The sequence below is a fragment of the Veillonella orientalis genome, from assembly GCF_018406505.1.
In the GTDB taxonomy this organism is placed as follows: Bacteria; Bacillota; Negativicutes; order Veillonellales; family Veillonellaceae; genus Veillonella; species Veillonella nakazawae.
On the sequence record NZ_AP022322.1, the window covers coordinates 1,563,661 to 1,588,066 of the forward strand.

At 40.4% G+C, this 24,406-nt stretch carries 26 protein-coding genes; all 26 read right to left on the bottom strand.

Annotation, left to right across the window (positions count from 1 at the left end; translation table 11 throughout):
- Positions 1-44: 44 nt before the first annotated feature.
- The gene (locus VEIS1202513_RS07075) at positions 45-3,452 is read right to left on the bottom strand and encodes a DNA polymerase III subunit alpha (protein ID WP_213467176.1); all 3,408 of its coding nucleotides are present in this window, start codon (positions 3,450-3,452) and stop codon (positions 45-47) included.
- 12 nt (positions 3,453-3,464) lie between these two features.
- Positions 3,465-4,232, bottom strand: coding sequence for a M48 family metallopeptidase (locus VEIS1202513_RS07080; RefSeq protein WP_213467177.1), 768 nt, complete (start codon positions 4,230-4,232; stop codon positions 3,465-3,467).
- Between the two features lie 136 nt (positions 4,233-4,368).
- Positions 4,369-4,788 (bottom strand): hypothetical protein, encoded by a 420-nt coding sequence (locus tag VEIS1202513_RS07085; RefSeq protein ID WP_213467178.1) that lies wholly within the window; start codon positions 4,786-4,788, stop codon positions 4,369-4,371.
- 117 nt (positions 4,789-4,905) lie between these two features.
- Positions 4,906-5,283, bottom strand: a complete 378-nt coding sequence (locus VEIS1202513_RS07090) for a hypothetical protein (RefSeq protein WP_213467179.1) — start codon at positions 5,281-5,283, stop codon at positions 4,906-4,908.
- A 109-nt stretch (positions 5,284-5,392) separates the two neighbouring features.
- Entirely contained in the window at positions 5,393-5,809 is a 417-nt protein-coding gene (locus VEIS1202513_RS07095) for a hypothetical protein (protein WP_213467180.1), read from the bottom strand.
- Positions 5,810-5,814: 5 nt separating this feature from the next.
- The gene (locus VEIS1202513_RS07100) at positions 5,815-6,186 is read right to left on the bottom strand and encodes a hypothetical protein (RefSeq protein WP_244856227.1); all 372 of its coding nucleotides are present in this window, start codon (positions 6,184-6,186) and stop codon (positions 5,815-5,817) included.
- Between the two features lie 79 nt (positions 6,187-6,265).
- The gene (locus VEIS1202513_RS07105) at positions 6,266-7,030 is read right to left on the bottom strand and encodes a DUF3969 family protein (protein ID WP_213467182.1); all 765 of its coding nucleotides are present in this window, start codon (positions 7,028-7,030) and stop codon (positions 6,266-6,268) included.
- 75 nt (positions 7,031-7,105) lie between these two features.
- On the bottom strand, positions 7,106-7,354 hold the full coding sequence (locus tag VEIS1202513_RS07110; protein ID WP_213467183.1) for a hypothetical protein: 249 nt from the start codon (positions 7,352-7,354) through the stop codon (positions 7,106-7,108).
- A gap of 55 nt (positions 7,355-7,409) precedes the next feature.
- Entirely contained in the window at positions 7,410-7,838 is a 429-nt protein-coding gene (locus tag VEIS1202513_RS07115; protein WP_213467184.1) for a hypothetical protein, read from the bottom strand.
- Positions 7,839-8,140: 302 nt separating this feature from the next.
- A complete protein-coding gene (locus VEIS1202513_RS07120; RefSeq protein WP_105084888.1) occupies positions 8,141-8,602 on the bottom strand; it encodes a helix-turn-helix domain-containing protein in 462 nt (153 codons plus the stop codon).
- 69 nt (positions 8,603-8,671) lie between these two features.
- Complete coding sequence (gene hemL, locus VEIS1202513_RS07125) at positions 8,672-9,976, bottom strand: glutamate-1-semialdehyde 2,1-aminomutase (protein ID WP_195186589.1); 1,305 nt, start codon at positions 9,974-9,976, stop codon at positions 8,672-8,674.
- Positions 9,977-9,985: 9 nt separating this feature from the next.
- Positions 9,986-10,960 carry a porphobilinogen synthase gene (hemB, locus tag VEIS1202513_RS07130; RefSeq protein ID WP_213467185.1) on the bottom strand — a complete coding sequence of 325 codons (975 nt, stop codon included), beginning with the start codon at positions 10,958-10,960 and terminating at the stop codon, positions 9,986-9,988.
- Positions 10,961-10,969: 9 nt separating this feature from the next.
- On the bottom strand, positions 10,970-12,478 hold the full coding sequence (gene cobA, locus VEIS1202513_RS07135) for a uroporphyrinogen-III C-methyltransferase (RefSeq protein WP_213467186.1): 1,509 nt from the start codon (positions 12,476-12,478) through the stop codon (positions 10,970-10,972).
- Positions 12,475-13,413: a hydroxymethylbilane synthase gene (gene hemC / locus VEIS1202513_RS07140; RefSeq protein ID WP_213467187.1), complete on the bottom strand. Its 939-nt coding sequence runs from the start codon at positions 13,411-13,413 to the stop codon at positions 12,475-12,477. Before hemC ends, cobA begins: the two co-directional genes overlap by 4 nt.
- A 4-nt stretch (positions 13,414-13,417) precedes the next feature.
- The gene (gene hemA, locus VEIS1202513_RS07145; RefSeq protein ID WP_105084892.1) at positions 13,418-14,689 is read right to left on the bottom strand and encodes a glutamyl-tRNA reductase; all 1,272 of its coding nucleotides are present in this window, start codon (positions 14,687-14,689) and stop codon (positions 13,418-13,420) included.
- Positions 14,658-15,305 (bottom strand): precorrin-2 dehydrogenase/sirohydrochlorin ferrochelatase family protein, encoded by a 648-nt coding sequence (locus tag VEIS1202513_RS07150; RefSeq protein ID WP_213467188.1) that lies wholly within the window; start codon positions 15,303-15,305, stop codon positions 14,658-14,660. Before VEIS1202513_RS07150 ends, hemA begins: the two co-directional genes overlap by 32 nt.
- Positions 15,306-15,362: 57 nt before the next feature.
- Positions 15,363-16,148, bottom strand: a complete 786-nt coding sequence (locus VEIS1202513_RS07155; RefSeq protein WP_009350993.1) for a YlmH family RNA-binding protein — start codon at positions 16,146-16,148, stop codon at positions 15,363-15,365.
- 2 nt (positions 16,149-16,150) lie between these two features.
- Positions 16,151-16,945, bottom strand: a complete 795-nt coding sequence (gene proC / locus VEIS1202513_RS07160; RefSeq protein ID WP_213467189.1) for a pyrroline-5-carboxylate reductase — start codon at positions 16,943-16,945, stop codon at positions 16,151-16,153.
- A gap of 26 nt (positions 16,946-16,971) precedes the next feature.
- A complete protein-coding gene (locus tag VEIS1202513_RS07165; RefSeq protein ID WP_213467190.1) occupies positions 16,972-17,469 on the bottom strand; it encodes a cell division protein SepF in 498 nt (165 codons plus the stop codon).
- Between the two features lie 51 nt (positions 17,470-17,520).
- Entirely contained in the window at positions 17,521-18,207 is a 687-nt protein-coding gene (locus VEIS1202513_RS07170) for a YggS family pyridoxal phosphate-dependent enzyme (RefSeq protein ID WP_213467191.1), read from the bottom strand.
- 130 nt (positions 18,208-18,337) lie between these two features.
- A complete protein-coding gene (gene pgeF, locus VEIS1202513_RS07175) occupies positions 18,338-19,192 on the bottom strand; it encodes a peptidoglycan editing factor PgeF (RefSeq protein WP_213467192.1) in 855 nt (284 codons plus the stop codon).
- 9 nt (positions 19,193-19,201) lie between these two features.
- Positions 19,202-20,929, bottom strand: a complete 1,728-nt coding sequence (locus VEIS1202513_RS07180) for a radical SAM protein (RefSeq protein ID WP_213467193.1) — start codon at positions 20,927-20,929, stop codon at positions 19,202-19,204.
- A gap of 137 nt (positions 20,930-21,066) precedes the next feature.
- On the bottom strand, positions 21,067-21,786 hold the full coding sequence (locus VEIS1202513_RS07185) for a DUF421 domain-containing protein (RefSeq protein WP_105084899.1): 720 nt from the start codon (positions 21,784-21,786) through the stop codon (positions 21,067-21,069).
- Positions 21,787-21,798: 12 nt separating this feature from the next.
- Complete coding sequence (locus VEIS1202513_RS07190; RefSeq protein ID WP_105084900.1) at positions 21,799-22,260, bottom strand: DUF3290 family protein; 462 nt, start codon at positions 22,258-22,260, stop codon at positions 21,799-21,801.
- A 168-nt stretch (positions 22,261-22,428) separates the two neighbouring features.
- Positions 22,429-23,436, bottom strand: a complete 1,008-nt coding sequence (ilvC, locus tag VEIS1202513_RS07195) for a ketol-acid reductoisomerase (RefSeq protein WP_004695212.1) — start codon at positions 23,434-23,436, stop codon at positions 22,429-22,431.
- A gap of 184 nt (positions 23,437-23,620) precedes the next feature.
- Entirely contained in the window at positions 23,621-24,406 is a 786-nt protein-coding gene (locus tag VEIS1202513_RS07200; protein WP_213467194.1) for an ABC transporter ATP-binding protein, read from the bottom strand.

Consider the following 24,406-nt stretch of genomic DNA (forward strand, 5'->3'; position numbering starts at 1 on the left):
AATCTTTCACTTCTTATTGTAGTAATGTTGGTGAAAGCTATTTATTATTGCACCTCTACGGAGCCATCACCTAAGATAGCTTCAATAGCCTTGATAGATTCATCACTAGGATCAAAGCACATATTCGGTGGCAAGTTAATGCGCTTCCGTTGACGGTGCAAATATAGTGATGTTGGCACAGAGCCTGCGGTGTTCGTTAACAGCCGTTTTAAGGCTTCACTATTTTCTGGCGTGTCATATTGGCTATAAATATGAATAGCCACATGCTTAGCCTGACTATAGTTTACCTTTAATGGCATAATGCGGTCTGCAATAATTTGCACACCCTTTTCATCCGCATCAACGCGGCCTTTTACCTTAACAATCATATCGACCGCAAGGAACTGTTGACTTTGACTAAAGACCTTAGGGAACGCCACCACATTGGCTGCACCAGAATAATCTTCGATGCGAAGAATGGACATAACCTCGTTCCGCCTTGTCATGCGGTCCGTCTTATTTTCAATCAAGCCTCCAAAGGTTATTGTTTGACCATCGTATTGCTCTGGATTTTCTACGAGAGCCCCCAGTTCAAAGAGGCCCTCTAATTCCTTAGCATAGCCTTGCAATGGATGGCCTGTGATGTAAAAGCCGGTATATTCCTTTTCATCTTTCAATTTATCGTCTTCCGATAAATCCTGCACATTAGGTACAGGGATGAAATCTACAGACTCCTCTATATCGCCAAAGAGACTCATGGTGCCCATAGCGGCATCCTTTTGCTCTTTAGCACCTACGGCTTGAGCACTTTCATACATGTGCAATAATTGATTTCTGTTTTCCTTGAAACCATCCATGGCACCGCATCGAATGAGACTTTCAAGAAGTCGTTTATTAACAACCTTGTTGTCCACGCGTTTACAGAAATCTACGATATCCGTATAGAGGCCGTGCTCATTGCGCTCGCGAATCAAGCGATCGATGGCATTATCTCCTACGTTCTTGATACCCCCAAGACCGAAGCGAATGGCATCACCTTGCACGGCAAAGCTCCGTTCAGAATAGTTAATATCTGGACCGAGTACCTTAACATTATGCTTCTTGCAAGCATTGATGTAGTACGTCAATTTCTGCATGTTTTGCATGAAGCTAGTCATGGTAGCGGCCATAAATTCAGGGAAATAGTGGGCTTTCAGATACGCCGTTTGGTACGCGATATACGCATAGGCCGCACTATGTGATTTATTAAAGCCATAGCCTGCAAAGTATACGAGCAAGTCAAATACTTCATTCGCGATGGACTCTTCTATACCATTATTTATGGAACCTTGAATAAAGGACTCGCGCTGTGCCTTTAGCACAGATTCCTTTTTCTTACCCATGGCGCGGCGCATCAAGTCCGCTTGACCAAGGGAGAACCCGCCCATGGCGGACGCAATCTGCATAACCTGTTCTTGGTACAAGATTACCCCAAAGGTATCTTTTAAAATCGGTTCCAAGATAGGATGTAAATAGGTAACCTCTTTTTTACCGTGACGGCGGTCGATAAAGTCCGCTACCATGCCAGACCCCAATGGACCTGGACGGTACAAGGCTACCAATGGAATTAAGTCTTCAAAATGCTCAGGCTTAAGATCCATAACGAGTTTGGTGATACCTTCCGATTCAAGCTGGAATACACCAGATGTATCGCCCTTAGTGAGGATATCACAAGCCGCTTTATCATCGAGCGGGATAGCATCTAAATCGAGGTCAATACCACGGTTCGCCTTGATGAGCTTTAAGGCATCCCCCATAACCGTTAAGGTACGGAGGCCCAAGAAGTCCATCTTTAAGAGGCCTAATTCCTCGATGTTATCCTTATCGTACTGCGTTACAAAGCCTTCTTCATTAGCATTTTGTACTGGTACGTGGTCATCTAGAGGGTCCGCAGAAATTACGACGCCCGCCGCATGGGTGGACGAATTGCGCGCTATACCTTCTAGCTTTTTACCAAAGTCAAATAACTCTTTAACATTTGGATCGGCTTCGTATAAAGCCTTTAACTCTTTGCCTTGTAGAGCCTTATCTAAGGTAATCCCTAGTTCGTTGGGTATCATCTTCGCAATGCGGTTTACTTCCGCCAGTGGTAAGTCTAGCACGCGGCCTACGTCGCGAATAACGGCACGCGCTGCCTCAGTACCAAAGGTAATAATCTGAGACACACGAGCTTGGCCATATTTCCGCGTTACATATTCGATGGCTTTACCACGCTTTTCATAACAGAAGTCAATATCGATATCAGGCATGCTTACTCGCTCTGGGTTTAAGAACCGTTCAAAGAGCAAATCGTATTTTAATGGATCAAGGCCTGTAATGCCAAGTAGATAGGCTACTACAGAACCGGCCGCAGAACCACGGCCTGGACCTACTAAGATATCGTGCTCACGAGCATAGCGTACATAGTCCCATACGATGAGGAAGTAATCCTCAAAGCCCATGGTGCCAATAACATCTAACTCATAGTCGAGACGCTTTTGTAACTCTTCAGACGTTTCACCATAAAGGCGTGGAATTTCTCGTTCACAAACCTTACGTAAATAGGTTTTAGACGTTTCTCCTTCTGGTACATCAAAGTGTGGCAAATGATGTTCGTCGAAATTGAATTCTACGTTACATCGCTCTGCAATTTTTAAAGTGTTTTCGATAGCCCCAGGAATATGTGAGAACAACTGAGCCATCTCATCCCCAGATTTTAGATAGAACTCATCATTAGGGAATTTTAAACGGTCTACCTCGGCACGACGACGGCCTGTAGAAATACATACCTTTATATCTTGTGCATCTGCATCCTCTTTTAAGACATAGTGGAAGTCATTAGACGCTACGATGCCAAGACCGTATTCCTTACTGAGCTTAATGAGCTCCTCTTGGGCCTTTGCCTCCTCTGGGAGTCCATGATTTTGGATTTCTAAGAAGAAATTATCTTTACCGTAGGTCTCAATATACCATTCGATGGAACGCTTCGCGCCTTCCATATTGTCTTGCAAGATATATTGAGGGATTTCCCCTTGAATACAGGCACTGAGGGCGATTATGCCCTTGCTGTATTGACGCAATAAATCGCGGTCTGCACGAGGGCGATACAACATACCTTCTGTCGATGCTTTAGACACAATTTTTACGAGATTACGATACCCTTCCATAGTCTCCGCCAACAAGATAAGATGTTTTAGTCTTTCACGACTGCGACCTTCAGGGCGATCGAATCGGCTATTTTCTGTTACATATACTTCACAACCAATGATAGGCTTAACACCTTGGGCCACACATTCCTTATAAAAATAAATGGCTGCGTACATATTGCCGTGATCTGTAATGGCAAGGGCTGGCTGATTTAGCTCCTTCGCACGACGTACCATGTCAGGCAAACGACTGATGCCGTCCAGCAAACTAAACTCTGTATGACTATGTAAATGTACAAATGGCTGCATGGTACACCTCCTTTAAGGGCGATGAGCAAAATACACGTTCAATGATTTCTTACGAGCCTTCCAATCTGGCAAAAACTGTGCCACTAGATTGTGAAAGTTCTTGGAATGGTCTAAATATTTAAAATGAGCAAACTCATGAATCATAACGTACTCAATATACGCCTGTGGCCCCTCTAATAAACGGGTGTTCATCTTGATGAGCTGCTTTACTGGCGTACAAGAACCCCAACGACTCTTCATTCGCTGCTGTTTTATAGTTGGCATAGGTACATCAATACCTTGCTTGTGAAAGCGTTGATACACGACCTTTGCCCAATGAACAAAGACCTTCTCCCCTAAATTACGCCAATAACTTTGCATTAATTTATGCTTCGCTTCATAGGTCGTACCACGAGGCACCACCATGGTAAGGATGGCTTTTCCGTCAAAGCCAATGTGAGGCTTGCCGTCCTGCTCAACTAGGCGCAACGTAACAGGAATGCCGAGGATTGATAAGCTTTCACCATTTACATACTGCAACGCATCGACGCGCTTGGCATTCAATGCATCAATCTTGTAACGAGCCCGCTCAATGAAGGGCATATTCTCAATGACAAACTTGTCCACCCTATAATCCGGCACATAGGCATTCGCCGACACATGGATCACACCATCCTTTGTAATGCGCATGTTCATATTCTTCACACGCTTGATGGTTAACTCATATTCAATTCTGTCGCCATTATAGGTAATAGACCTAGTTGTTGAAGTATTCATACCTTTTATTTTATCATAAAACACTCATAAAATCGTAAAATTCTGGTAATTTTAATAGGAATTATTCGATATATGCAATATAAAAAATAACAGATAGCTGATTAAAGATAATCAGCTATCTGCTAAGTAATTAAAAATATGTGAGAGACCTATTTTCTTTTCAATTTCTTCTTTCTAATATTAAAATTACCTGTTTAGAGGCTATCTCGTTATATAACACTATAGTAACATCAGCTTTAAAATCCTTCCCCACTATATAATTCTTACTTATTTCATTCCATTCTACGTTTTCTTTTGAAAGAATTCTTTTAATATCATCAAATGTAATAGAATCATATGTGATTTTAAGATTATTATTTTGATAGGCTCGACCAGACGCATAATATTCTTCACTTACTTTTTTAGAAGATATATCCTCTAATTTTTGCTCATATAATTGAAGGCTTTGCATTTGCTCCGACCTTTTAATATACGCATGTAAAGAAACAAGTCCAATTAGTAGAAATCCAAATAAAGCAAAACCGACATAAAACTTAACTGCAAAAGGCAAACTACTCAATTTAAAATAACTTTTATTCATATTCCACCACTAATCTTAATTTTCATTATTATAAAATAAGTAAATAGGGATAATAAAGATGTAATTCTATTTAATATTTTATTATGAATTATTGTTAACTTTAATGCTAATTAAATGTTACCAACTCCAGATTCCAAGAAAGATTAAAAGGATACTCTGTCCTACAGACACAGCAATTCGACCTTTTCCTATAATACTAATGCCATAGCTTTTTCCTTCCTTGCACATAAAATATTCATTGAGATTTTGCTTTAGTGCAAACATTTCCCCCCAAAGAAGAACCGCAAGTATTAACGAAAAAATAGAAAAGCTATGTAAAATCGTCCCACCGAAAATAACCATTAATTCAATCATCAATAATTGACCTAATTGTATCATTGTAAGAACAAGGCTTCTCTTAACATTTGCGCCTGCAATAGTTATTGTATTATTTCGTATAATATATATTGCATACATAGCTAGTAAAATACTACATAAGATACGCCCAGCGTTCATAATCTCTTCTAACTCAACTAATACATTTCTGAATAACTTTACCTATATAACTATTCATTAATTATTACGATTAGCACATAACTAATAGTATGGATTCCATTTGTAAAAGTTAGTAATAATATACAATCATAAATTCATTCATGTTAATAGGTTTTACAGATAATTTTAATACTTCTCCACTAGTTTCTTTTTTAAATGTATTAGCCTCTATTTGCTGCCATCCATTTAAAGCTAAAGATTTTTCTATTGTATCCATATTACTATTACTTACTGCATCAACAATAAAATAAGGTCTAATACTACCAATTTCATATTTAAAAGGATAGATGGCATTGATAGTAAAATGCTCACGATAATCAAAACTTTTATATTCATTCCAAATAAGAGCTTGTCTACCAGAATAAATGGATTCCAATGTATTATCTATTTTCTCTAATACAAGAGCACCACTAAATGAGCCTATGATTATTCCTACTACAAATATAATTATTTTTAATTTATTAATAACAACCCTATCGAAAACCATCTTTATCAATCCACCATTTTATATTTAATTCGTATAGAGTCTTCTTTCAACTGGACTCTAATGCTATTGGTATTAAGACCTTCACTAATTTTGTCCTTATTATCATTTATATCAGCTAAGAATCTACTCTGATTATACTTTGCCTTAAAGTCAGTATAGTCAGAATTCTTCACCATAAACTTATCACCAATGCGAGTCCAGTTTATCTCATCAATCAAATCCTCTTTGTAGAGAGAATATCCATATCTGATTAATGCAGAAGAGTTGTCATTATAATGATAATATCGAGTAGTGATACCAACAATTATAATTAGTATAAAGGCTACTACAATACCACCAAACATATATTTAAATAAATTTGCCCCAAGTTCTTTCAATAAACTTATTCGCATATATCTTTATTACATCCTTACCCTTCTATAATATAATCTTCCATTATACCTATCAAAATCTCTATTAAAATCCCAAGTCTATAAACTTCCCTGAAACTTTAATTTGCCAGAACATCCCTCTAGTAGCTTTTAAATCAATGTCTGTTTTTAACTTATCAAAACTCACATCATAAAATAGTAATAATACCTGTAATGATGCTAATTTTGCTTTCATAGTAATTAATTCTTTACTTAATTGCCCGGATATATTAGTATCAACTATCTCCTGTAAATTGGAAATACATGCTTGAAAATCTTCATTCTGAATACGTTCACACGTATATATTTCAGACAAATAGGTCTGTTTAATACAACTTAAGATCGATTCAGAAATGAATTCAGGTTTTTGTAAGACTTCATACATCCCCAACAAAAACAACGCCCAAAATATCTCCTCTACATAATCGGTAAAGAAATAGATACCGAACTTATTTTCATCATGTGTAGAAATTTTTAACGCCTCAGATAGAGTATCCCCCTCTAACTCCAGTTCTATTAAAGCAATCCAACTGCTGTATTCAATATCATCTAACGTATCATTTAATGCTGGTATAGGAATCCTACGAGCCATCCACTCATCTACATCCTCTAAACTCATCCCATCTCCAATAATATTTAACAATTTATCGGACAGATGTGCTTTTCTACACATTAATCGAATTAACATACTAAATATGTAATATTCTAGAATGGTCAAATCAATATAATTTCGTCTATATGCCTTAACAGCGCCCAATATAAAGACCATTAAAAATGTATCTAAACTTTTTTTATTTTTAAAATAAATCATAATTATACCTCTATACACTAATTTATTCTAGCTTTTAATCTATAGGTTCATCATTAACCCTTTTTACTTAATGAATTATAATAGTCCATTATCCATCAGTAACCCCAACAAAGTAAATATTGCAAAAACCAAGAGGATACTTAAAATAATCCGTACTATACGTCTCACTATAGGCTTAGCTGGAGTGAATGACTCTACACTATCATGATTACCAATCAACTCAGGAATACAAATAAATGCAATAGTAAGACCTATAGCCTGAATTGTATCTTTAACCTCATAATTTGTATTATATAAATTTAGTAAAGAATCAAAAAACTCCATTTATATACTGAATCTCCTTATAGTTTAGATAATACATAATAAATACAAACTTTAATTATCGGTCTTTTTCTAATTTTACGATTATAGCCTTAGTATTTATATCTCGTATAATTTCAATTTCAATCTTATCATCTAGATCATAGCCTATAAGATGCCTCTTTTTTAATTCACGCCATGTTATATGTTCTTCTGAAAGCATATCCTTTACTGTTTCCAAAGTAATACCTTCATATGTATTTTTAAAAATATATATCTGTCCATTTCGACCTGTAGCAAAGTGCTCTTCACTTACTTTATACGCAGATATACCTACTAACTTTTGTTCATATACTGTTAGTTTTTGTATTTGCTCCGGCCTTTTAATATACGCATGTAAAGTAACAAGTCCCAATATGAAGAATCCCAACAAGATAAAACCAATATAAAATTTAACCGTAAAAGGTGCTCGATTCAATATAGATTTTACAGCGCTCCATACCTTCATAATGTCTCCTATAAGACCAGTAAATATTTAATCCACTTCTATATCTCAATTATATATTAAAGCAACTTATATCACCAACGGAATTTTTAATATTGTTATCTTTTATTTATTTTTATATTTAACCTAAATAAAGAATACTAAAGCTTGAGCTCGGTCATTTATATTATGGTAATACAAAAGCACCATCTAATAAGGAATCTCTTACGTATCGTATAGAATTCCAAATAGATGGTGCTTTTATTGTTCTAATTAAGTTGCGCTAATAAACATGTGCCACTCAATCTACAAAGTAGTATATTAAACTACTTTATATTCCGTCGTGCCGCTAAACTACCAGCGCTACTAGCTAGTCCCACACGATTGATATGTGGGTTCCCATGTTTGTACGTTTTTGGTTTGCTACTTTTATCTTCTACCTTTGATTTCTCAAATTTAGTAAATAGATTATCTAGCTCGCGCAAGAGCGCACGTTTTTGTGAGTCTTTCAACTCGAATACTTCACCTTTATAGGCGATGTATTTATTTTTGAGTACAGGACTGAGATCATAGATGGGCTCGTGTTGTTCTCCATTTACATCTAGCAACTCATCCAAGGTCAATCCATAATAGCGAGACAGGGCACAGAGTGTATCTAAATCTGGTTCGCGATACCCTGTTTCGTAGTTTGAAAGCGCCGCATTACTGATACCTACGGCCTTTGCTACTTCGATTTGGCTTTTGCCCATGCGCACGCGAGCACGCTTTAAGTTCTTGTAAAACTGCATGTTCATCACCTACATCGATACATAAACAACTACAAACTATATACTTTTATAATAATGTATCACTCATTTTTATAGTAGTGTATCACTGATTTTTTTGAAAGCTTCATCAGCTACGGCTAATGTGCGTTCGATTTCACTGCTCTTGTGACAAATAGATACGAAGTTACTTTCATAAGGGCTTGGTGCATAGTAAATACCATGGCTCAAGTTATGGTGGAAGAACATTTTGAATTGTTCTTCGTTGCACGCTGCTGCATCATCAAAGTTCTTAACTGGTTTATCAGTGAAGAAGATGGTGAACATGGAGCCTACCCGTTGCACTACAACAGGCACATTGTATTGTGCAGCCAATCGTTCAAAGCCTTCACAAAGGGCTATGGTTGCATCTTCCACTTGTTTAAAAATAGTTGGATCTCGTTGTAAGATAGATAATGTTGCAAGACCAGAGGTAACGGCAATTGGGTTACCGCTCAATGTACCGGCTTGGTAAATAGGACCAGCTGGAGCGATTTGGTTCATAATCTCACGGGAGCCACCAAATACAGCAAGTGGCATGCCACCGCCAACGATTTTACCAAGGCATGTAAGGTCAGGCTTGATATTGTAACGTTTTTGTGCACCGCCACTGCTAGCGCGGAAGCCACACATTACTTCGTCAAAGATCAACAATGCACCATGAGCCTTAGTCACTTCTCGCAATGTTTCAAGGAAGCCTGGTTCTGGAGGCACACAGCCCATATTACCTGCAACTGGTTCTACGATGATAGCCGCAATAGTATCGCCGATATCATCGAATAATTTGCGAACCGCATCAGAGTCATTGTACGGCAAGGTAATTGTATTTTCTGCCACACCTTGAGGAACGCCAGGACTATCTGGCACACCAAAGGTAGCAAGGCCAGAGCCAGCTTTTACCAAAAGAGCATCACTATGACCATGGTAACAACCAACAAATTTCACGATACGATCGCGACCTGTATAGCCACGAGCTACGCGCAAGGCGCTCATAGTAGCCTCTGTACCAGAGTTAACGAGGCGGATAACCTCCATAGATGGCATGAAGGCTTGTACCTTTTTAGCCAATTCTGTTTCTAGTAGTGTAGGCGCACCGTAGCTAGTACCGCGAGGAATCGCCTCCTGTAAGCTAGCGATAACCTCAGGATTCGCATGGCCCAAGATCATAGGGCCCCAGCTCAACACATAGTCGATATATTCGTTATTGTCGATATCATAAATACGGCTGCCGCTAGCGCTGCTGATAAACGGAGGATTAGAACCTACACTGCGGTAGGAACGAACAGGACTGTTTACGCCGCCTGGCATATAACGTTTAGCCTCTTCAAAGGCTTTTTCAGATTTACCGAGTTGGAACATAGTTCCTCCTTATTGTTGTAACCATTTAGCAATATCTAAGGCATGGTATGTAATAATGATTTTAGCACCAGCGCGCTTCATGGAAAGCATTGTTTCCATAACGAGGCGTTCTTCGTCGATAAGGCCAGCTGCAGCAGCAGATTTAACCATCGCATATTCGCCAGATACATTGTATACCGCTACAGGTAATTCATAGCGGTCACGTGTTTCACGAACGATATCCAAATAGGACAAGGCTGGTTTAATCATGATAATATCTGCACCTTCAGCGATATCGAGTTCGATTTCTCTGAAAGCTTCCAAGCGATTAGCTGGGTCCATTTGATAGGATTTGCGATCCCCAAATTTAGGTGCAGAGTTAACGGCACCACGGAACGGACCATAGTAAGCGGATGCGTATTTTGCAGCATAGCTCATAATAGATACATTAGTATAACCTGCCGCATCAAGGGCTTCACGGATAGCACCTACACGGCCATCCATCATATCGGATGGAGCCACCATATGGGCACCTGCTTCTGCTTGGCTTACCGCTACTTTACAAAGCAATGGCAATGTTTCATCATTTAAGATTTCATGATCATCAATCATGCCACAATGTCCTGTTGTTGTGTATTGACACAAGCAAACATCAGCTACCACCAATAGGTTTGGCACAGCTGCACGGATGGCTTTGATAGCTTGTTGTACAGGTTGGGACATATCCCATGCAGAGGAACCTTGTTCGTCCTTATATGTAGGAATACCGAAGATTTCTACCCCAAGAATACCAAGATCATATACCTCTTGAGCCATTTTTACAGCTTCATCAACGGATAAGTGATATTGGCCTGGTAACGTATCGATTTCTTTTTTGATACCTTCACCAGGAACAATAAATAATGGATAAATTAAGTCAGTTACGTCGAGTGTCGTTTCGCGCACCAAATCACGCATTTCTGGATTGATACGCAAGCGGCGAGGACGGTATGTTAAATCGTACATGTAATCCTCCTAAATGTCCTTTATGATAGCGTTAACTAAGCCATCAGTAGTATATACATCGCTGATAACAGCAGGTTTAAGACCTGCACTCATAGCCGTAGCAGCTGTGATAGGTCCGATGCAAGCAATCTTAGTATTACCTAATAGTTTCAATGCATCATCGCCCAATAATTGAATTGTATTTGTTACGGTAGAAGAACTTGTAAACGTAATGTAGTCTACAGTACCTTCTGTTAAGGCATTCACTAATGCTTCTTGTTGAGATGTATCTTGTGTAGTTTCATATAAACGCAAAATATCTACATCTATATCATGATGACGCAAGGAGCGTGGAATTACGTCGCGCGCTACTTTTGGTTGAATGAGCAATACGGAATCCCCTGCTTTCAGTTCTTCTTCGAGAGCCTCTACAGCAGATTCAGCCTTATAGTCTGCAGGAATAATATCTGGAACAATGCCATATTTTTGAAGTTCACGAGCTGTAGCACAGCCGATGGCTGCTACTTTAGAATTACCTAATGCACGTGTATCCTTGCCTTCTTTATAGAGAGCATCGAAGAAGTAGCGAACCCCTTCACCAGATGTGAATACGATGCATTGGTATTGTTTTGTATTATTGATGATACGACGATCTTCATCAAACAACTCCAATGGAGATGTTTTAATCGCTGCCGCTTCTACTACATTAGCACCTTGATCTGCTAATTTTTCACGGAATGCACTAGCTTGGGAGCGAGCGCGTGTAACTACAATAGTTTTACCGAATAACGGTTTATTATCGAACCATTGTAATTTTTCACGAAGGTTAACTACATCGCCTACTACGATGATAGCTGGCGCTTTTAGTTGTGCCTTTTCTACGTCTTCTACTACATGTTCAAGGGTAGATACGAGAACCTCTTGAATCGTTTTTGTACCCCAACGAACAAGCGCTACTGGCGTAGAAGCTGGGCGTCCATGAGCCATCAATTTTTCTGCAATGGTAGGCAAATTGCCAACCCCCATTACAAAGCAAAGTGTATCAACGGCTGTAGCAAGGCCTTCCCAGTGAATACCAGATACTGCTTTAGTTGGATCCTCATGACCGGTTACAACCGCAAAGGAGGTAGCCATAGCGCGTTGTGTTACAGGAATACCTGCATAAGCAGGTGCTGCAATTGGAGATGTTACGCCTGGTACGAATTCAAATGGTACACCAGCTTCCCCAAGAGCCATCGCCTCTTCACCACCGCGACCGAACACGAGTGGATCACCGCCTTTTAAGCGCGCTACGATTTTTCCTTCTTTACCTTTTTGAACTAATAACTCGTTGATTTCCCATTGGTGCATTGTGTGATCTTTACATTGTTTACCAGCATAAATCAACTCTGCATCTGGGCGAGCCCATTCTAACAAATGAGCATCTGCTAAATAGTCATATACAATTACATCTGCTTTTTCAATGCATTCGCGGCCTTTTACAGTAATGAGTTTAACATCGCCAGGGCCTGCACCGATTAGATATACCATACCTGTCATTTTATGATTCCTTCCTCTATGAGAGCATCTACAATATGTTTGCCCCCTTCTTCATATAAGGCTTTTGCAAGGTTTTTACCAAGAATTTCAGCTTTCTTTGCTGGGCCAGAAATTTCTCCTTCGTATACCGTTTTACCGTCGAGGGATGCGATCATGGCCTTTAAGGTCAATTGACCTTTATTGATAGTACCATGTACCCCCATCGGCACTTGGCAACCACCATTTAACTGACGCAAGAAGCTGCGTTCCCCTTCAACGGTATAGCGCGTAGCTTCATCGTTAATAGGAGCTAGCATTTCAAGCATTTCCGTATCGTCAGCACGACACTCGATGGCGAGAGCCCCTTGACCAACAGCAGGAATCATTTCATCTGCTTTAAATACTTGGGTAATTTGATCATCTAAGCCCAACCGTTTGAGACCGGCTTGTGCCAAGATAACGCCATCTAGTTTTTCTGTTTCAATCTTACTCAAACGAGTTTGTACATTTCCTCGAATCACCTCTACCTTAAGGTCCGGTCTTACATGCAATAATTGCGCTTGACGGCGCAAGCTGCTCGTACCGATGCGTGCACCATGAGGCAATTTATCTAATGTTTTATACACGGGGCTCACAAGCGCATCGTAAGGCACTTCACGAGCAGAGATAGCACCAAGAGTTAGCCCTTCTGGCAACTCTGTAGGCATATCTTTCAAGCTATGTACGGCGATATCAATATCGCCTTTATGCATGGCCTCTTCTAGCTCAGCAGTAAATAAACCTTTACCACCCACTTGAGCCAGTGGTTTTTCCAAGATACGGTCCCCTTTTGTATTAAAGTGAACTAGCTCGACCGTAATGTTTGGGTACAGACGTTGTAACTCTGCACTAATATGTTCAGCCTGCCATAGGGCAAGGGCACTTTTTCGCGTGCCGATTCGAATATGGTCTCTCATGGCCTTAGCCTTCTTTCTCAAGATTAAACATATCTTTGAATAAATCCCAGTACAAACCTTCTTCCTCTGTACCAGCGATTTCGTTGAAGTGAATCATCGGTTCACGCAACATTTTGCGAATGATCATGCGACTCATAGAGTCCATAATACGGCGCTCCTTATCAGAAATATCAGGCAATTTCGCTAATGCGCGATGTAACTCACGACGGCGAATGCGTTCTGCTTTTTCTGTGAGCAATGCCATCATAGGGCGCACCGTTAAATAACTCAATTTATCTAATAATTCTTCAATAGCATCGTGAATGATAGGCTCTGCACGACGAGCTTCCTCTTCGCGCTGTGCCTTATTTTCTTCAACTACACTTTCAAGAGAGTCGATATTAAACAGGTAAATACCTTCCATATCTGCTACGCCGGGATCGATATCGCGTGGTACCGCAATATCAATCATAACGATTGGCTCACCTTTGCGAAGGGAGGTAATTTTCTTTGCTTCACGTTCCGTAATAATATAATGTGGCGCCCCTGTAGATGTAATGAGGATATCCGCATCTTTAGCGTAATCTACAAAGTTATCTAGCTTAACAGCTTTACCATTAAATCGCTCTGCTAGAGCCTCTGCCTTCGTAAAGGTTCTATTGGATACAAAAATCGTTTTTACGCCCTTTGCTTGTAGATGCGTTGCTGTTAACTCACTCATGGTGCCAGCACCTAAGATGAGCACCGTCGCTTCAGATAATGGTTTATCTAGGCTGTCCTCAGCGAGGTTAACAGCAGTGTAGCTAACGGATACAGGCGTATTAGCAATACCTGTGTTCGTCCGTACCTTTTTACCAACACTAATAGCTCGTTGGAATAAGATATTAAAAATTGTGCCTGTGCAACCTGCGCTATAAGCTTGAATATAAGCGCCTTTTAATTGGCTCAAAATTTGACCTTCCCCCAACACAAGGGAATCAAGGCTTGCAGATACGCGGAATAGATGTTCAATGCAATCGCGCTCTTCGTAGAAGAAAAAGGCATCTTCATCGATGTGGTCGGCACCTTTTAAATCCTTTAACACCGCCAGCATATATTCTTTAGGGAACTCTACACCTTCTAAGGCCGCATAGATTTCAGTTCTATTGCATGTAGACAATATAACGCATTCTGCTACACAGTCGAATTCATAGAGGCGGTTCAGTGCTGAAGCGACCTCGTCCTTATCAAACGAGAAACGTTCACGCACCTCAACAGCGGCACTTCTATGATTTAGACCTAATACCACTAATTTCATGGGCAAGTTTCTCCTCTATAGTCCTCCACTCTCCCTTGAGAATGGCTTCAAAAGTTTCTACAGTCAGATGGTTTCGCCAAAATTTCTGTCGAGCCTCTGGAGTAGGAAGTAGTAACTTTACTTCTTCTCTAAATATTTTAAGTCTAGGCATAGCCTTTTGCAACTGACCATAACGATTCATCATATCTTGCTTTACGAGGCGATTGATACGAGGTCCTACGTTATTAGCACTAATAGCGATATGAAGATCACCTAGTTCAAGGGATGAAGGTACAGTAAATCTGCACGCACTAGGGGCATCACTGCGATTAGTCCAAACGCGGTGTTTTTTACCCATATCATATAACGTATCGTTTAATTTGCTATTATCTGTGCAGATAAAGAACAAACTGCTCGTTATAATATGGTGTTCATCGTCCATTGTGAAAGCACGGTCGTACCAAGTAATACGATTATCCTTTGCCCATTGGCTAATCCTATCTGTTACATTGGGAGCAATTACCACAATGTTGCACGGCTCATCAATAAAGAGCTGTATTCGTCGCTCTGCGACCTCACCGCCGCCAACGAATAGGATTGTATCTTCAGTTGTAGGTTGAAATGTTATGGATACCATGGCTGTCCTACTATATATAAAAAAATCGGCTTGATGGTCAAGCCGATTTTCAATTGCCTACATGAATCGTTTCAGATATACGCCGATACGCCCCTTACGAGATGTACCTGTAATGGCTTCTACCTTCATTCGGCCACGACCACGCATAGAGATCACATCCCCTTCTTTAACCTCTTGGGATGCACCCTTAGCTGGTTGCCAGTTTACTTGCAATAATCCTGCATTAATAGCGCTTACTAATTTAGTACGAGACACGCTAAAACCAGAACTTGCCACCGCATCTAAGCGCAACGAAGCAACTGTAGTGCGGACTTCTTTAATTTTTTCTTCTTTTGGTGCAATATCTGAAAGCTCAATAGCCTCTACAGATACGGAAACCATAGCGATTTTCGTAAAGTTTTGAATCACGAAGTCTGCTACGCTTTCATCCACCATAATTTGAGCGCCCCCTTGTTGAACGATAACGTCCCCAAATTTGGAGCGATCGATACCGAGGCCCATCAAAGAGCCCAGCACATCGCGATGGGTAAGCAATCGGAACCGTGGGTCCCAATTTACCTTAAGGGCGCGAATGCCCATATCCACAGTACCATTAAAGTCGCTATCTACAAAGGCGATGCGGATACGTTCCGCCCCTTCATAGCCACCGTCTGTCTTAACAATAAGCTGTGGGTAGTTAGCCTTGATTGCGTCTGCAATGACAAGGCCTGCAGGGCTCGTAAAGTCCGCCACGCGATAAGGGCGACCTTTTACAACCTGCTCAGCCAAGTCTAGCATGCGGCGCGCTTCCTCACCGCTGCCACTGGCTTCAAAATATCGTATTAATTTACTAGTATCTGCCAAAGTTATTTCCCCAATTCATTCGACCGAGCAAGACATGCTACTACGCCGTCTTGGAGAGCACTGCGAAGTCCACCTTTTTCCATGGCACCAATACCGGCAATGGTCGTGCCACCGGGACTTGTTACTTGATCTCGTAGTACTGCTGGATGATTGCCACTTTCAAGAGCCATCTTGCCAGCACCATACATCGTTTGAGCCGCTGCCTTGATTGCCAAGTGACGAGGCAATCCGATACGAACGCCCGCATCAGCTAACGCATCAAGAATGACGAACATATAGCCAGGACCTGCCCCAGACAGTGCACCTAAGCGATCTAAATCGGCTTCGCTTACCACGGCCACTTCGCCGACAGCCTCAAACAAGGCTTGCACAGCGCGACCTAAGTCTGTATTTACATCATCCCCAGCAAGAGCCGTCATGCCTGCACCGATAGAAGCCGGTGTATTTGGCATAGCTCTAAACCAGTTAGCTTGTGGAATCGCTGCATCTAGAGTATCTAAAGTGATACCTGCTGCAACGGAAATCATAACAGTCCCATAAGGTACTTCTTTTAACGTCTCTAATACAGATGGTAACACTTGTGGTTTTACGGCCAATAAAATCGTATTGTACTCGTTTACATTCGGCAATGTAGTAAAACCTACTACACCGAGTTCCTCAGTTAGAGCCTTACATTGTTCTTCGCGACGCACGAGAATATGTGTATCACTTGCTTTCAAGACGCCATGCTGTAATGCACCGCGCAATAGAGCGCCACCCATTGAGCCAACGCCGATAAATAAGGTTTTACCTAACATCGTTGTCACCACCATTTATAGAGAAATTATTTATTGTCCCAAGCGTATTCGTTTTGCTCAGTTTTGCTATTGTCATTATCAGAATAATCAATGGAAATGTTTACAGGTACACACATGAAAATGTCTTTACCTACTTTTTCCAATTTGCCATCCAATGCAAAAGTCGCACCAGATACGAAGTCCACAATACGAGCTGCTTCATGAGGATCTGTATTTTCAAAGTTGATCAATACAGGACGCATGTCGCGCAATTGATGTGTAATATTTTCAGAGTCTTCAAATACTTTTGGTTCAATTACAACTACTTTCATAGCTGTTGGACGTTGTGTCATCGTAGATTGGCCTCCTACCTTGCGTGGATGAAATTCAGATGCGCCGGATACTGGAGCTACTGGAGCTACTGGTGTAGGTTCCGCTTCATATTCCTCTTCATCTTCATAGTCATAATCATCATATTCATAGTCATCATCATTTTTGCCTAAGAATAAGTTTTTTGCTTTGTCTAAATAATCTCCCAATGCCATTTGGATTTCCTCCTAATACTTAACGCTATCGATTATCAGGCAACCCGAGCCTTAATCATACACACGTTCCCCAAAAATTGCTGTGCCTACACGAACAATATTAGCCCCTTCTTCCAAAGCGACTTCAAAGTCGTGAGTCATCCCCATAGATAAATATTGAATCTGCCCCTCTTCAAAGTAGCCCTTCATATCCTCATACAAGGCATTTGCTACGCGGAAGATTGGACGTGCTTCCTCTGGATCGTCGAAAAATGGCGCCATACACATCAAGCCCCGTACACGTACATGAGGTAATGTCTTTGCATAATCTCGAATCTCTGGAAACTCCTCTACGGACATGCCCGTTTTGGATGCCTCTCGAGCTACATTGACTTGCAACAATACGTCTTGCACCTTGTCGTGCTTTGTAGCAACCTTTTCGATTTCATCTAATAATTTACGGCTGTCTACAGAATGAATTAAATCAAACATAGGCACCGCTTGACGCACCTTATTGACCTGTAAATGGCCAATCAAGTGCCATGTTAACTGTGGACCTTTATAGGTAAGCTGTTTTTCTTTAGCCTCTTGTACTCGATTTTCCCCCACATGAGTCACACCGAGACGAGCCACCTCTTCCACCGCCGATACAGGGTGGTTCTTAGTAACAGCTACCAATAGTGCTGTATCTACGCGACCAACGCGCGCCATAGCATCTGCCATGCGCTGCTGTATAGCGTGTAGGGATTCTTCAATCATTTGATGCCCCTTCAATCTATATTTAAAAACCATAAAATATATTTGTATAGACTATTCTATTATATAGTATTTATTATTGATTGTACATCATTTAGGGCTTATAAAGCCTATAAATCTATGTATGTATATACTACCGTTCTTGTAGCATACCAAATAAAGCCATGCGACCTGTTTTACCAGATTCCCGACGATAGGAATAACAATCTCTATCTGTTACTGTATCAGTACCACCAATAGAGATATTTTCTTTAGGTACACCATTCACCATAAGTCCTTCGGCAATAAAGTTCCATAAGTTGATATAGGCTTTATCTAGTTTATCACCTGGATAGTTTACAACATCAGCCACACTACGGTCGGTCATACCACGCCATGCTAATTCAAAACGTTTCCCTAACTCTACATCGACTTCAAAGGATTCTGGTCCAATACTAGGCCCAAGATAGATATAACAATCTTTAAATTCAGTACCATAAGCTTCTTTCATAGCTTCAATGGTAAGTACAGGCAAATGTCCTATCGCTCCACGCCAGCCTGCATGCACTGTAGCGATAGCATGATGCTTAGCATCATAAATACCTACAGCTACACAATCGGCAGTAAATAAAAAGAGTGGTACATTTGGTAACTTTGTAAATACAGCATCACAATCAGCAATAGCCGTATCCTCTCCAAGGGCACCAGCACCAATGAGATTTTCTGTAATTTCTACAGCCTTCAGACCATGTACTTGATTACCACAGGAAATACGCTTTGGATCTACGCTTAGATGGTCCGCCACAATAGCTCGATTAGCCCGTACATTCTGAGGCTCATCCCCTACGTGAAATGCTAAATTTAGTGATGCATAAGGGGCCTGAGATACGCCACCATGACGATAGGTATCACCCATAAGGATAGGGAACTGTTCCGCCCAATTAGGTGCTTCATAGGACCAAGTACCATGAGGTCCTTTTACATCTATACGTTTTACAGATTCATTCATGAGTATCTCCTATTTACAAACACCACAACGTTTACAGCCTTGCACACACGGCGGTGTATACGCTTCATCGACGGAGCGCTTCCATTCCATTTCAAGATAACCTTCGTCCATGCCCATATCTAAGTGGCTCCATGGCAAGAATTCATCAAAACTACGTTCTCGATAATTCAGCTCATCCATATCAAGACCTGCCGCCTTCATTTCAGCCTTAAAGGACTTACTACCTCGGTCTGCTGCACAGGCTGCAAGAACCGCACCAAGGCGACGATCTCCACGAGCTAGTATACCTTGAATATATGCTTCTTTTGGGGACTCTACGAGCACCTCAATACGGCGGTTCTTTTGTAGTGCTTTTTTAATATACTGTAACTTTTTCTCTACCGTTTTTTGATTATCCATGGCCATCCATTGGAACGGTGTAAAAGGCTTCGGAATAAATGGATTAATGCTGAGCGTTAATCGCCCTTTACATCCCACCTCTGCCATATGGGCTTGCGTCCGTTCTGCAAGGCCTACGATTGCTTCAATATCTTCGTCTGTTTCTGTAGGTAATCCAATCATAATATAGAGGCGCATATGTTGAATGCCAGACTTAGCAGATAAAGTGGCAGCATTTTTCAAATGCTCTTCACTAATCCCTTTATTAATAACACGGCGTAACCGTTCACTGCCTGTTTCTGGGGCAATGGTAATCGTCTTTTGACCGCTGTCTGCCAAGCCATCTACTACGGCTTGCGTTAAGGAGTCCGCCCGTAAGGATGCACAGGAATAACGCATATCTTTTGAGCGAATATAATTAACTAGTTCGTCTACCTCTGGATAATCAGAAATAGCAGCCCCCATAAGGCCTACTTTTTTACCTAATTTTTCTGCTCTATCTACGCCTTCTTTTAATATTTCCAACGGTCGTACGCGAGGTACACGGAAGCAATAGCCAGCCATACAGAATCGACAATGGCGCCCACATCCACGGGCCACCTCGATGATATACATGGCGCCAAACTCGGTATAGTTTGTAGCCACTACGGTTTCACCACCGCTAGTGAGCATTTCAAAATGACGTTTAATCGTTTTCGGTACACCTTCTGCGATATCATAACCTTTAAATACACCATTTTCACTATAAATAGGCACATATAAGGACGGTACGTATACACCTGATACGTCTGCTAATTGGCGTAAAATAGCGTGGCGATCTAAGCCTTCTAGTTTGCCATCTCGAATAATATCGAGCACGCGACTAACGATGCCTTCCCCTTCACCGATGATAAAAGCATCGATAAAATCAGCAAAAGGCTCTGGATTAAAGGTGGCACAAGGACCACCGGCAATAACGATAGGATCGAACTCCGTACGGTCTTTCCCCATAATTGGTACACGACCATGACGCAACATAAGAGGAATGTTGAAATAATCCATTTCAAAGGTCACGTCAAAGGCCACTACATCAAATTGATGCATAGGCCGCTGTGTTTCAACACTCATCAATGATGTCTTAGTTTTATCGTACGCTTCCAATTCCTTCTTCTCAGGTAAAAAGATGCGTTCGCATACGCTATCATGACGTAAGTTGATTTCCTCATAAATAATGTGGAGGCCTAGATTACTCATGCCAACGAAATATGTATTAGGATAGACGATGGCAACCTTTTGCTCTGCATGCGGGTTAATAGTTACGCGGCTATCTTCATCTTTATAAAGTTCTTGTAATCGATCAATTAAATCTTTACGGTTCACTAATTTCCTTTCTATATAAGCCCACTACGAATAGTGGGCTTAAAAACATTTTATATATCGTTTGTATGTCTATATTTGTATGTCTATAAGAGTAGTATATAATACTTATCTTAACTATACTATAAGACCAAGAAACATTACAATTTAGATTTCAATTTATCCTTTGTATGAGAGGTCTTATCTTTAAGTGTTTTTACAATTTGAGGGCGATGTTTTTTTTCATAAGGGTAAATAACAACTTCCCCATCTTTGTATTCTGCAATGTATACATCCTTAATTTTATAGCCTTGCTTTTCAACTTCTTCTTCTAGCCAATCCTGGCCTTTTTCAATTATATCTAATGTAAAATGGTTAATTTGACCATCATCAATAAGGTCAAATTTAATATTCTCATCACCAAATTGAACTACGCTGAGCTGACCATTTTGCTCCAATACAGCACGCTTAACATCCGTAACATATTGAACACCTGCTGTACGAAGCTTTAACTTAAGCTCCGCCGCTTGAATGCCATAACGCATACATTCTTCTGTTAAGATATGACCATTTTCAATAACAATTACAGGATGTCCATCCAAAATAGTTTTAAAGAATCGGAAATTTCCTTTTAAGAACTTAAGCGTCATTACAAGTATAGTCCATAAAATGAGGACTAACATAAACTGTAAAATACCGATTTGGTCATTGTAAATAATGGCACCGATAATACCACCAAGTACATAGTTTTGTAATTGGTCCAAAGCAGAGGTTGGCGCTAAGTTGCCCTTCCCCATTAAGTTGATTTGTAAGATAATCGCCAAGAGACCGATGGCGAGTTTGGCAAAGACCATTCCATAGACGGCCATAGCTTCTGTCATTTACGCTCCTCCTTATGGTAATACGTCCGCTTTATCATGAATACGCTCTGTTGGGCTCACCTTATACACACGAGTAATTGTATAGGTTGAAAATTCTGGATTAAACTGAACCTCATAATAATCATCGCTTACCTTTAAAATCATACCATTGCGAATTTTTAAGGAGTTGACTGCTAATTGCTCACTTGGTACAGAACGATCAGCACTAAAAGAATGTAAAAATTGAGCCATACGAGAAGAATCTTCAGAATAAGTTTTCATCCGATTATACTCTTGGTATTCAAGCCCTAAGAAGAACACTACAATTAAAGACAAGATAACCATCAAGTCACGATAGCGACTAGTAAAGCCATTTCGCAGAACTTGTATGCCCAAAACGAGTAGTGCTAATAAAACAGCAACAAAGATAATAAAGCCCCATGTTTGGCCCCCTACAGCCAAACTTTCAACATAGGATAATGTGTAGAAATCCATATCGTTCTCCTTTCATAGATTACTTTTTATTATACCATACCTTATGCCAATATTTTCGATATAACAATGTATAGTACCAAGAAATATATTATAAAACGATAAAAAAGCGACCCCCTTAGGAGTCGCTTTGGTATGCTTTATCTTACAAGAGATTACTAAATAATACTCTTATTTCAACCAGCTCATCAAGTTGCGAAGTTCTGCACCAACTGGTTCGATTGGATGGTTAGCAGCTGCTTCACGATGTTCTTTAAGGAATTTTTGACCATTTTTGGAATCAGCCAAGAATTCATCAGCGAATTTACCGGATTGGATATCAGCCAAGATTTGTTCCATCGCTTTTTTAGTATCTGCAGTAATTACGCGAGGACCTGCATGGTAGTCACCATATTCAGCTGTGTTGGAAATGGAGTGGCGCATTTTTTGGAAGCCACCTTCGTAGATAAGGTCTACGATCAATTTCATTTCATGTAAGCACTCGAAGTAAGCGTTTACAGGTTCATAACCAGCTTCAGTTAATACTTCGAAACCTGTTTTGATCAATTCAGTAACACCACCGCACAATACAGCTTGTTCACCGAAGAGGTCAGTTTCAGTTTCGGATTTGAAGTTAGTTTCCAAGATACCGGAACGGCCACCACCGATACCGGATGCCCATGCTAATGCAACTTCTTCAGTATCACCAGATGGATCTTTTTCTACAGCGTACAAGCAAGGAACACCGGAGCCTTCTTGGTATGTACGACGTACTAAATGACCAGGACCTTTAGGAGCTACCATGAATACGTTGATGTCTTCACGAGGTACGATTTTACCGAAGTGAATGTTGAAGCCGTGAGCAAATGCCAAGTATGCACCTTGTTTCAAGTTAGGAGCGATATCTTGTGCATATACGTCTGCTTGTAATTCGTCAGGAATCAATACCATAACGATGTCAGCACCTTTAACCGCTTCTGCAGTTTCTTTTACAGTAAGACCTGCTTCTTCTGCAGCTTTCCAGCTAGAAGAACCACCACGAAGACCAATTGTTACGTCCATACCATTTTCTTTTAAGTTCAATGCATGCGCATGACCTTGAGAACCGTAACCTAAAACTGTAATTTTTTTGCCTTCCAATTTGCTCAAATTACAATCTGCATCATAATAAACTGTAGTACCTAAAATTTTACCTGCCATACTAGACAACCTCCAAAATATATTCAATAGAATATTTAATATATATACTGTACACAATCTCACAAATAAATGCAAGATTTGTAGTGTATATCGTAATTTATCGAATAGTCAAATAGACTAATCTACAACTTAAATTTGTACCCTTTTTGTATTAAGAAAAAATGAATTATCCCAATTTTAGCTCTTATTTAACTATAATCCATGGGCGATTTTTCTCCCATACAACAGATACATCAATACCAAATACGTCGCTTAGAATTTCATCTGTTAAGATGTCCCGCTTCTTGCCTTTATACACAATGAGGCCATCTTTAATAATAGCTACATGTGTAATACTGGGCATAATCTCTTCAATTTGATGAGATACATAAATAAAAGGCTTATGTTCCTCTCGTGCCATATTCTCAACAGTTGCTAAGAATTGCTCGCGAGCAGGCAAATCAAGACCAGAGCAAGGCTCATCTAAAATAAGCAAATCTGGATTAGCCATAATAGCGCGTGCTAATAATACGCGGCGCTGTTCACCAGCGGACAAGGTATGAAATCTATGGCCTTCCAAATAGGACAAACCAAACTCGGATAATAATTGCAGTCCTCGTTCACGTACTTCAGGCTCTACCTGTTGATAAATACCAATACTATTAAAGGCACCAGAAATAACAACATCTTCTACGACTTGTTTATCCAAGGTAGACTGAAATTGTCCAAGCGCCGAACTAACAAAGCCTAATCGCGCCTTGATCTTAGGCCATGCATATTTGCCAAATTCATGACCAAATACGCGTAATAGACCTGTTGTAGGAATTTGGTAAGCTGGAATCATGCTGAGCATCGTCGATTTACCAGCCCCATTGAGACCTAATAAGGCCCAATTCTCCCCTTCTTCAACATGCCAATTAATGCCTTTTAAAATTTCGCGGCCTTCACGACGAAACTTGACGTCTTCATAATGGAGTAATTCACTACTCAC

Coding starts and splice junctions, on each gene's coding strand:
- proC (WP_213467189.1), bottom strand. CDS start 16,945: ATGTTAGGTAAAACCTTATTTATCGGCGTTGGCTCAATGGGTGGCGCT.
- VEIS1202513_RS07115 (WP_213467184.1), bottom strand. CDS start 7,838: ATGAAGGTATGGAGCGCTGTAAAATCTATATTGAATCGAGCACCTTTT.
- pgeF (WP_213467192.1), bottom strand. CDS start 19,192: ATGAATGAATCTGTAAAACGTATAGATGTAAAAGGACCTCATGGTACT.
- VEIS1202513_RS07150 (WP_213467188.1), bottom strand. CDS start 15,305: ATGGTATCCATAACATTTCAACCTACAACTGAAGATACAATCCTATTC.
- VEIS1202513_RS07170 (WP_213467191.1), bottom strand. CDS start 18,207: ATGATTGAAGAATCCCTACACGCTATACAGCAGCGCATGGCAGATGCT.
- hemC (WP_213467187.1), bottom strand. CDS start 13,413: ATGAGAGACCATATTCGAATCGGCACGCGAAAAAGTGCCCTTGCCCTA.
- cobA (WP_213467186.1), bottom strand. CDS start 12,478: ATGACAGGTATGGTATATCTAATCGGTGCAGGCCCTGGCGATGTTAAA.
- VEIS1202513_RS07190 (WP_105084900.1), bottom strand. CDS start 22,260: ATGGATTTCTACACATTATCCTATGTTGAAAGTTTGGCTGTAGGGGGC.
- VEIS1202513_RS07120 (WP_105084888.1), bottom strand. CDS start 8,602: ATGCAGTTTTACAAGAACTTAAAGCGTGCTCGCGTGCGCATGGGCAAA.
- VEIS1202513_RS07185 (WP_105084899.1), bottom strand. CDS start 21,786: ATGACAGAAGCTATGGCCGTCTATGGAATGGTCTTTGCCAAACTCGCC.
- VEIS1202513_RS07110 (WP_213467183.1), bottom strand. CDS start 7,354: ATGGAGTTTTTTGATTCTTTACTAAATTTATATAATACAAATTATGAG.
- hemA (WP_105084892.1), bottom strand. CDS start 14,689: ATGAAATTAGTGGTATTAGGTCTAAATCATAGAAGTGCCGCTGTTGAG.
- hemB (WP_213467185.1), bottom strand. CDS start 10,960: ATGTACGATTTAACATACCGTCCTCGCCGCTTGCGTATCAATCCAGAA.
- VEIS1202513_RS07165 (WP_213467190.1), bottom strand. CDS start 17,469: ATGGCATTGGGAGATTATTTAGACAAAGCAAAAAACTTATTCTTAGGC.
- VEIS1202513_RS07075 (WP_213467176.1), bottom strand. CDS start 3,452: ATGCAGCCATTTGTACATTTACATAGTCATACAGAGTTTAGTTTGCTG.
- ilvC (WP_004695212.1), bottom strand. CDS start 23,436: ATGGCAGGTAAAATTTTAGGTACTACAGTTTATTATGATGCAGATTGT.
- VEIS1202513_RS07090 (WP_213467179.1), bottom strand. CDS start 5,283: ATGAACGCTGGGCGTATCTTATGTAGTATTTTACTAGCTATGTATGCA.
- hemL (WP_195186589.1), bottom strand. CDS start 9,976: ATGTTCCAACTCGGTAAATCTGAAAAAGCCTTTGAAGAGGCTAAACGT.
- VEIS1202513_RS07085 (WP_213467178.1), bottom strand. CDS start 4,788: ATGAATAAAAGTTATTTTAAATTGAGTAGTTTGCCTTTTGCAGTTAAG.
- VEIS1202513_RS07095 (WP_213467180.1), bottom strand. CDS start 5,809: ATGGTTTTCGATAGGGTTGTTATTAATAAATTAAAAATAATTATATTT.
- VEIS1202513_RS07105 (WP_213467182.1), bottom strand. CDS start 7,030: ATGATTTATTTTAAAAATAAAAAAAGTTTAGATACATTTTTAATGGTC.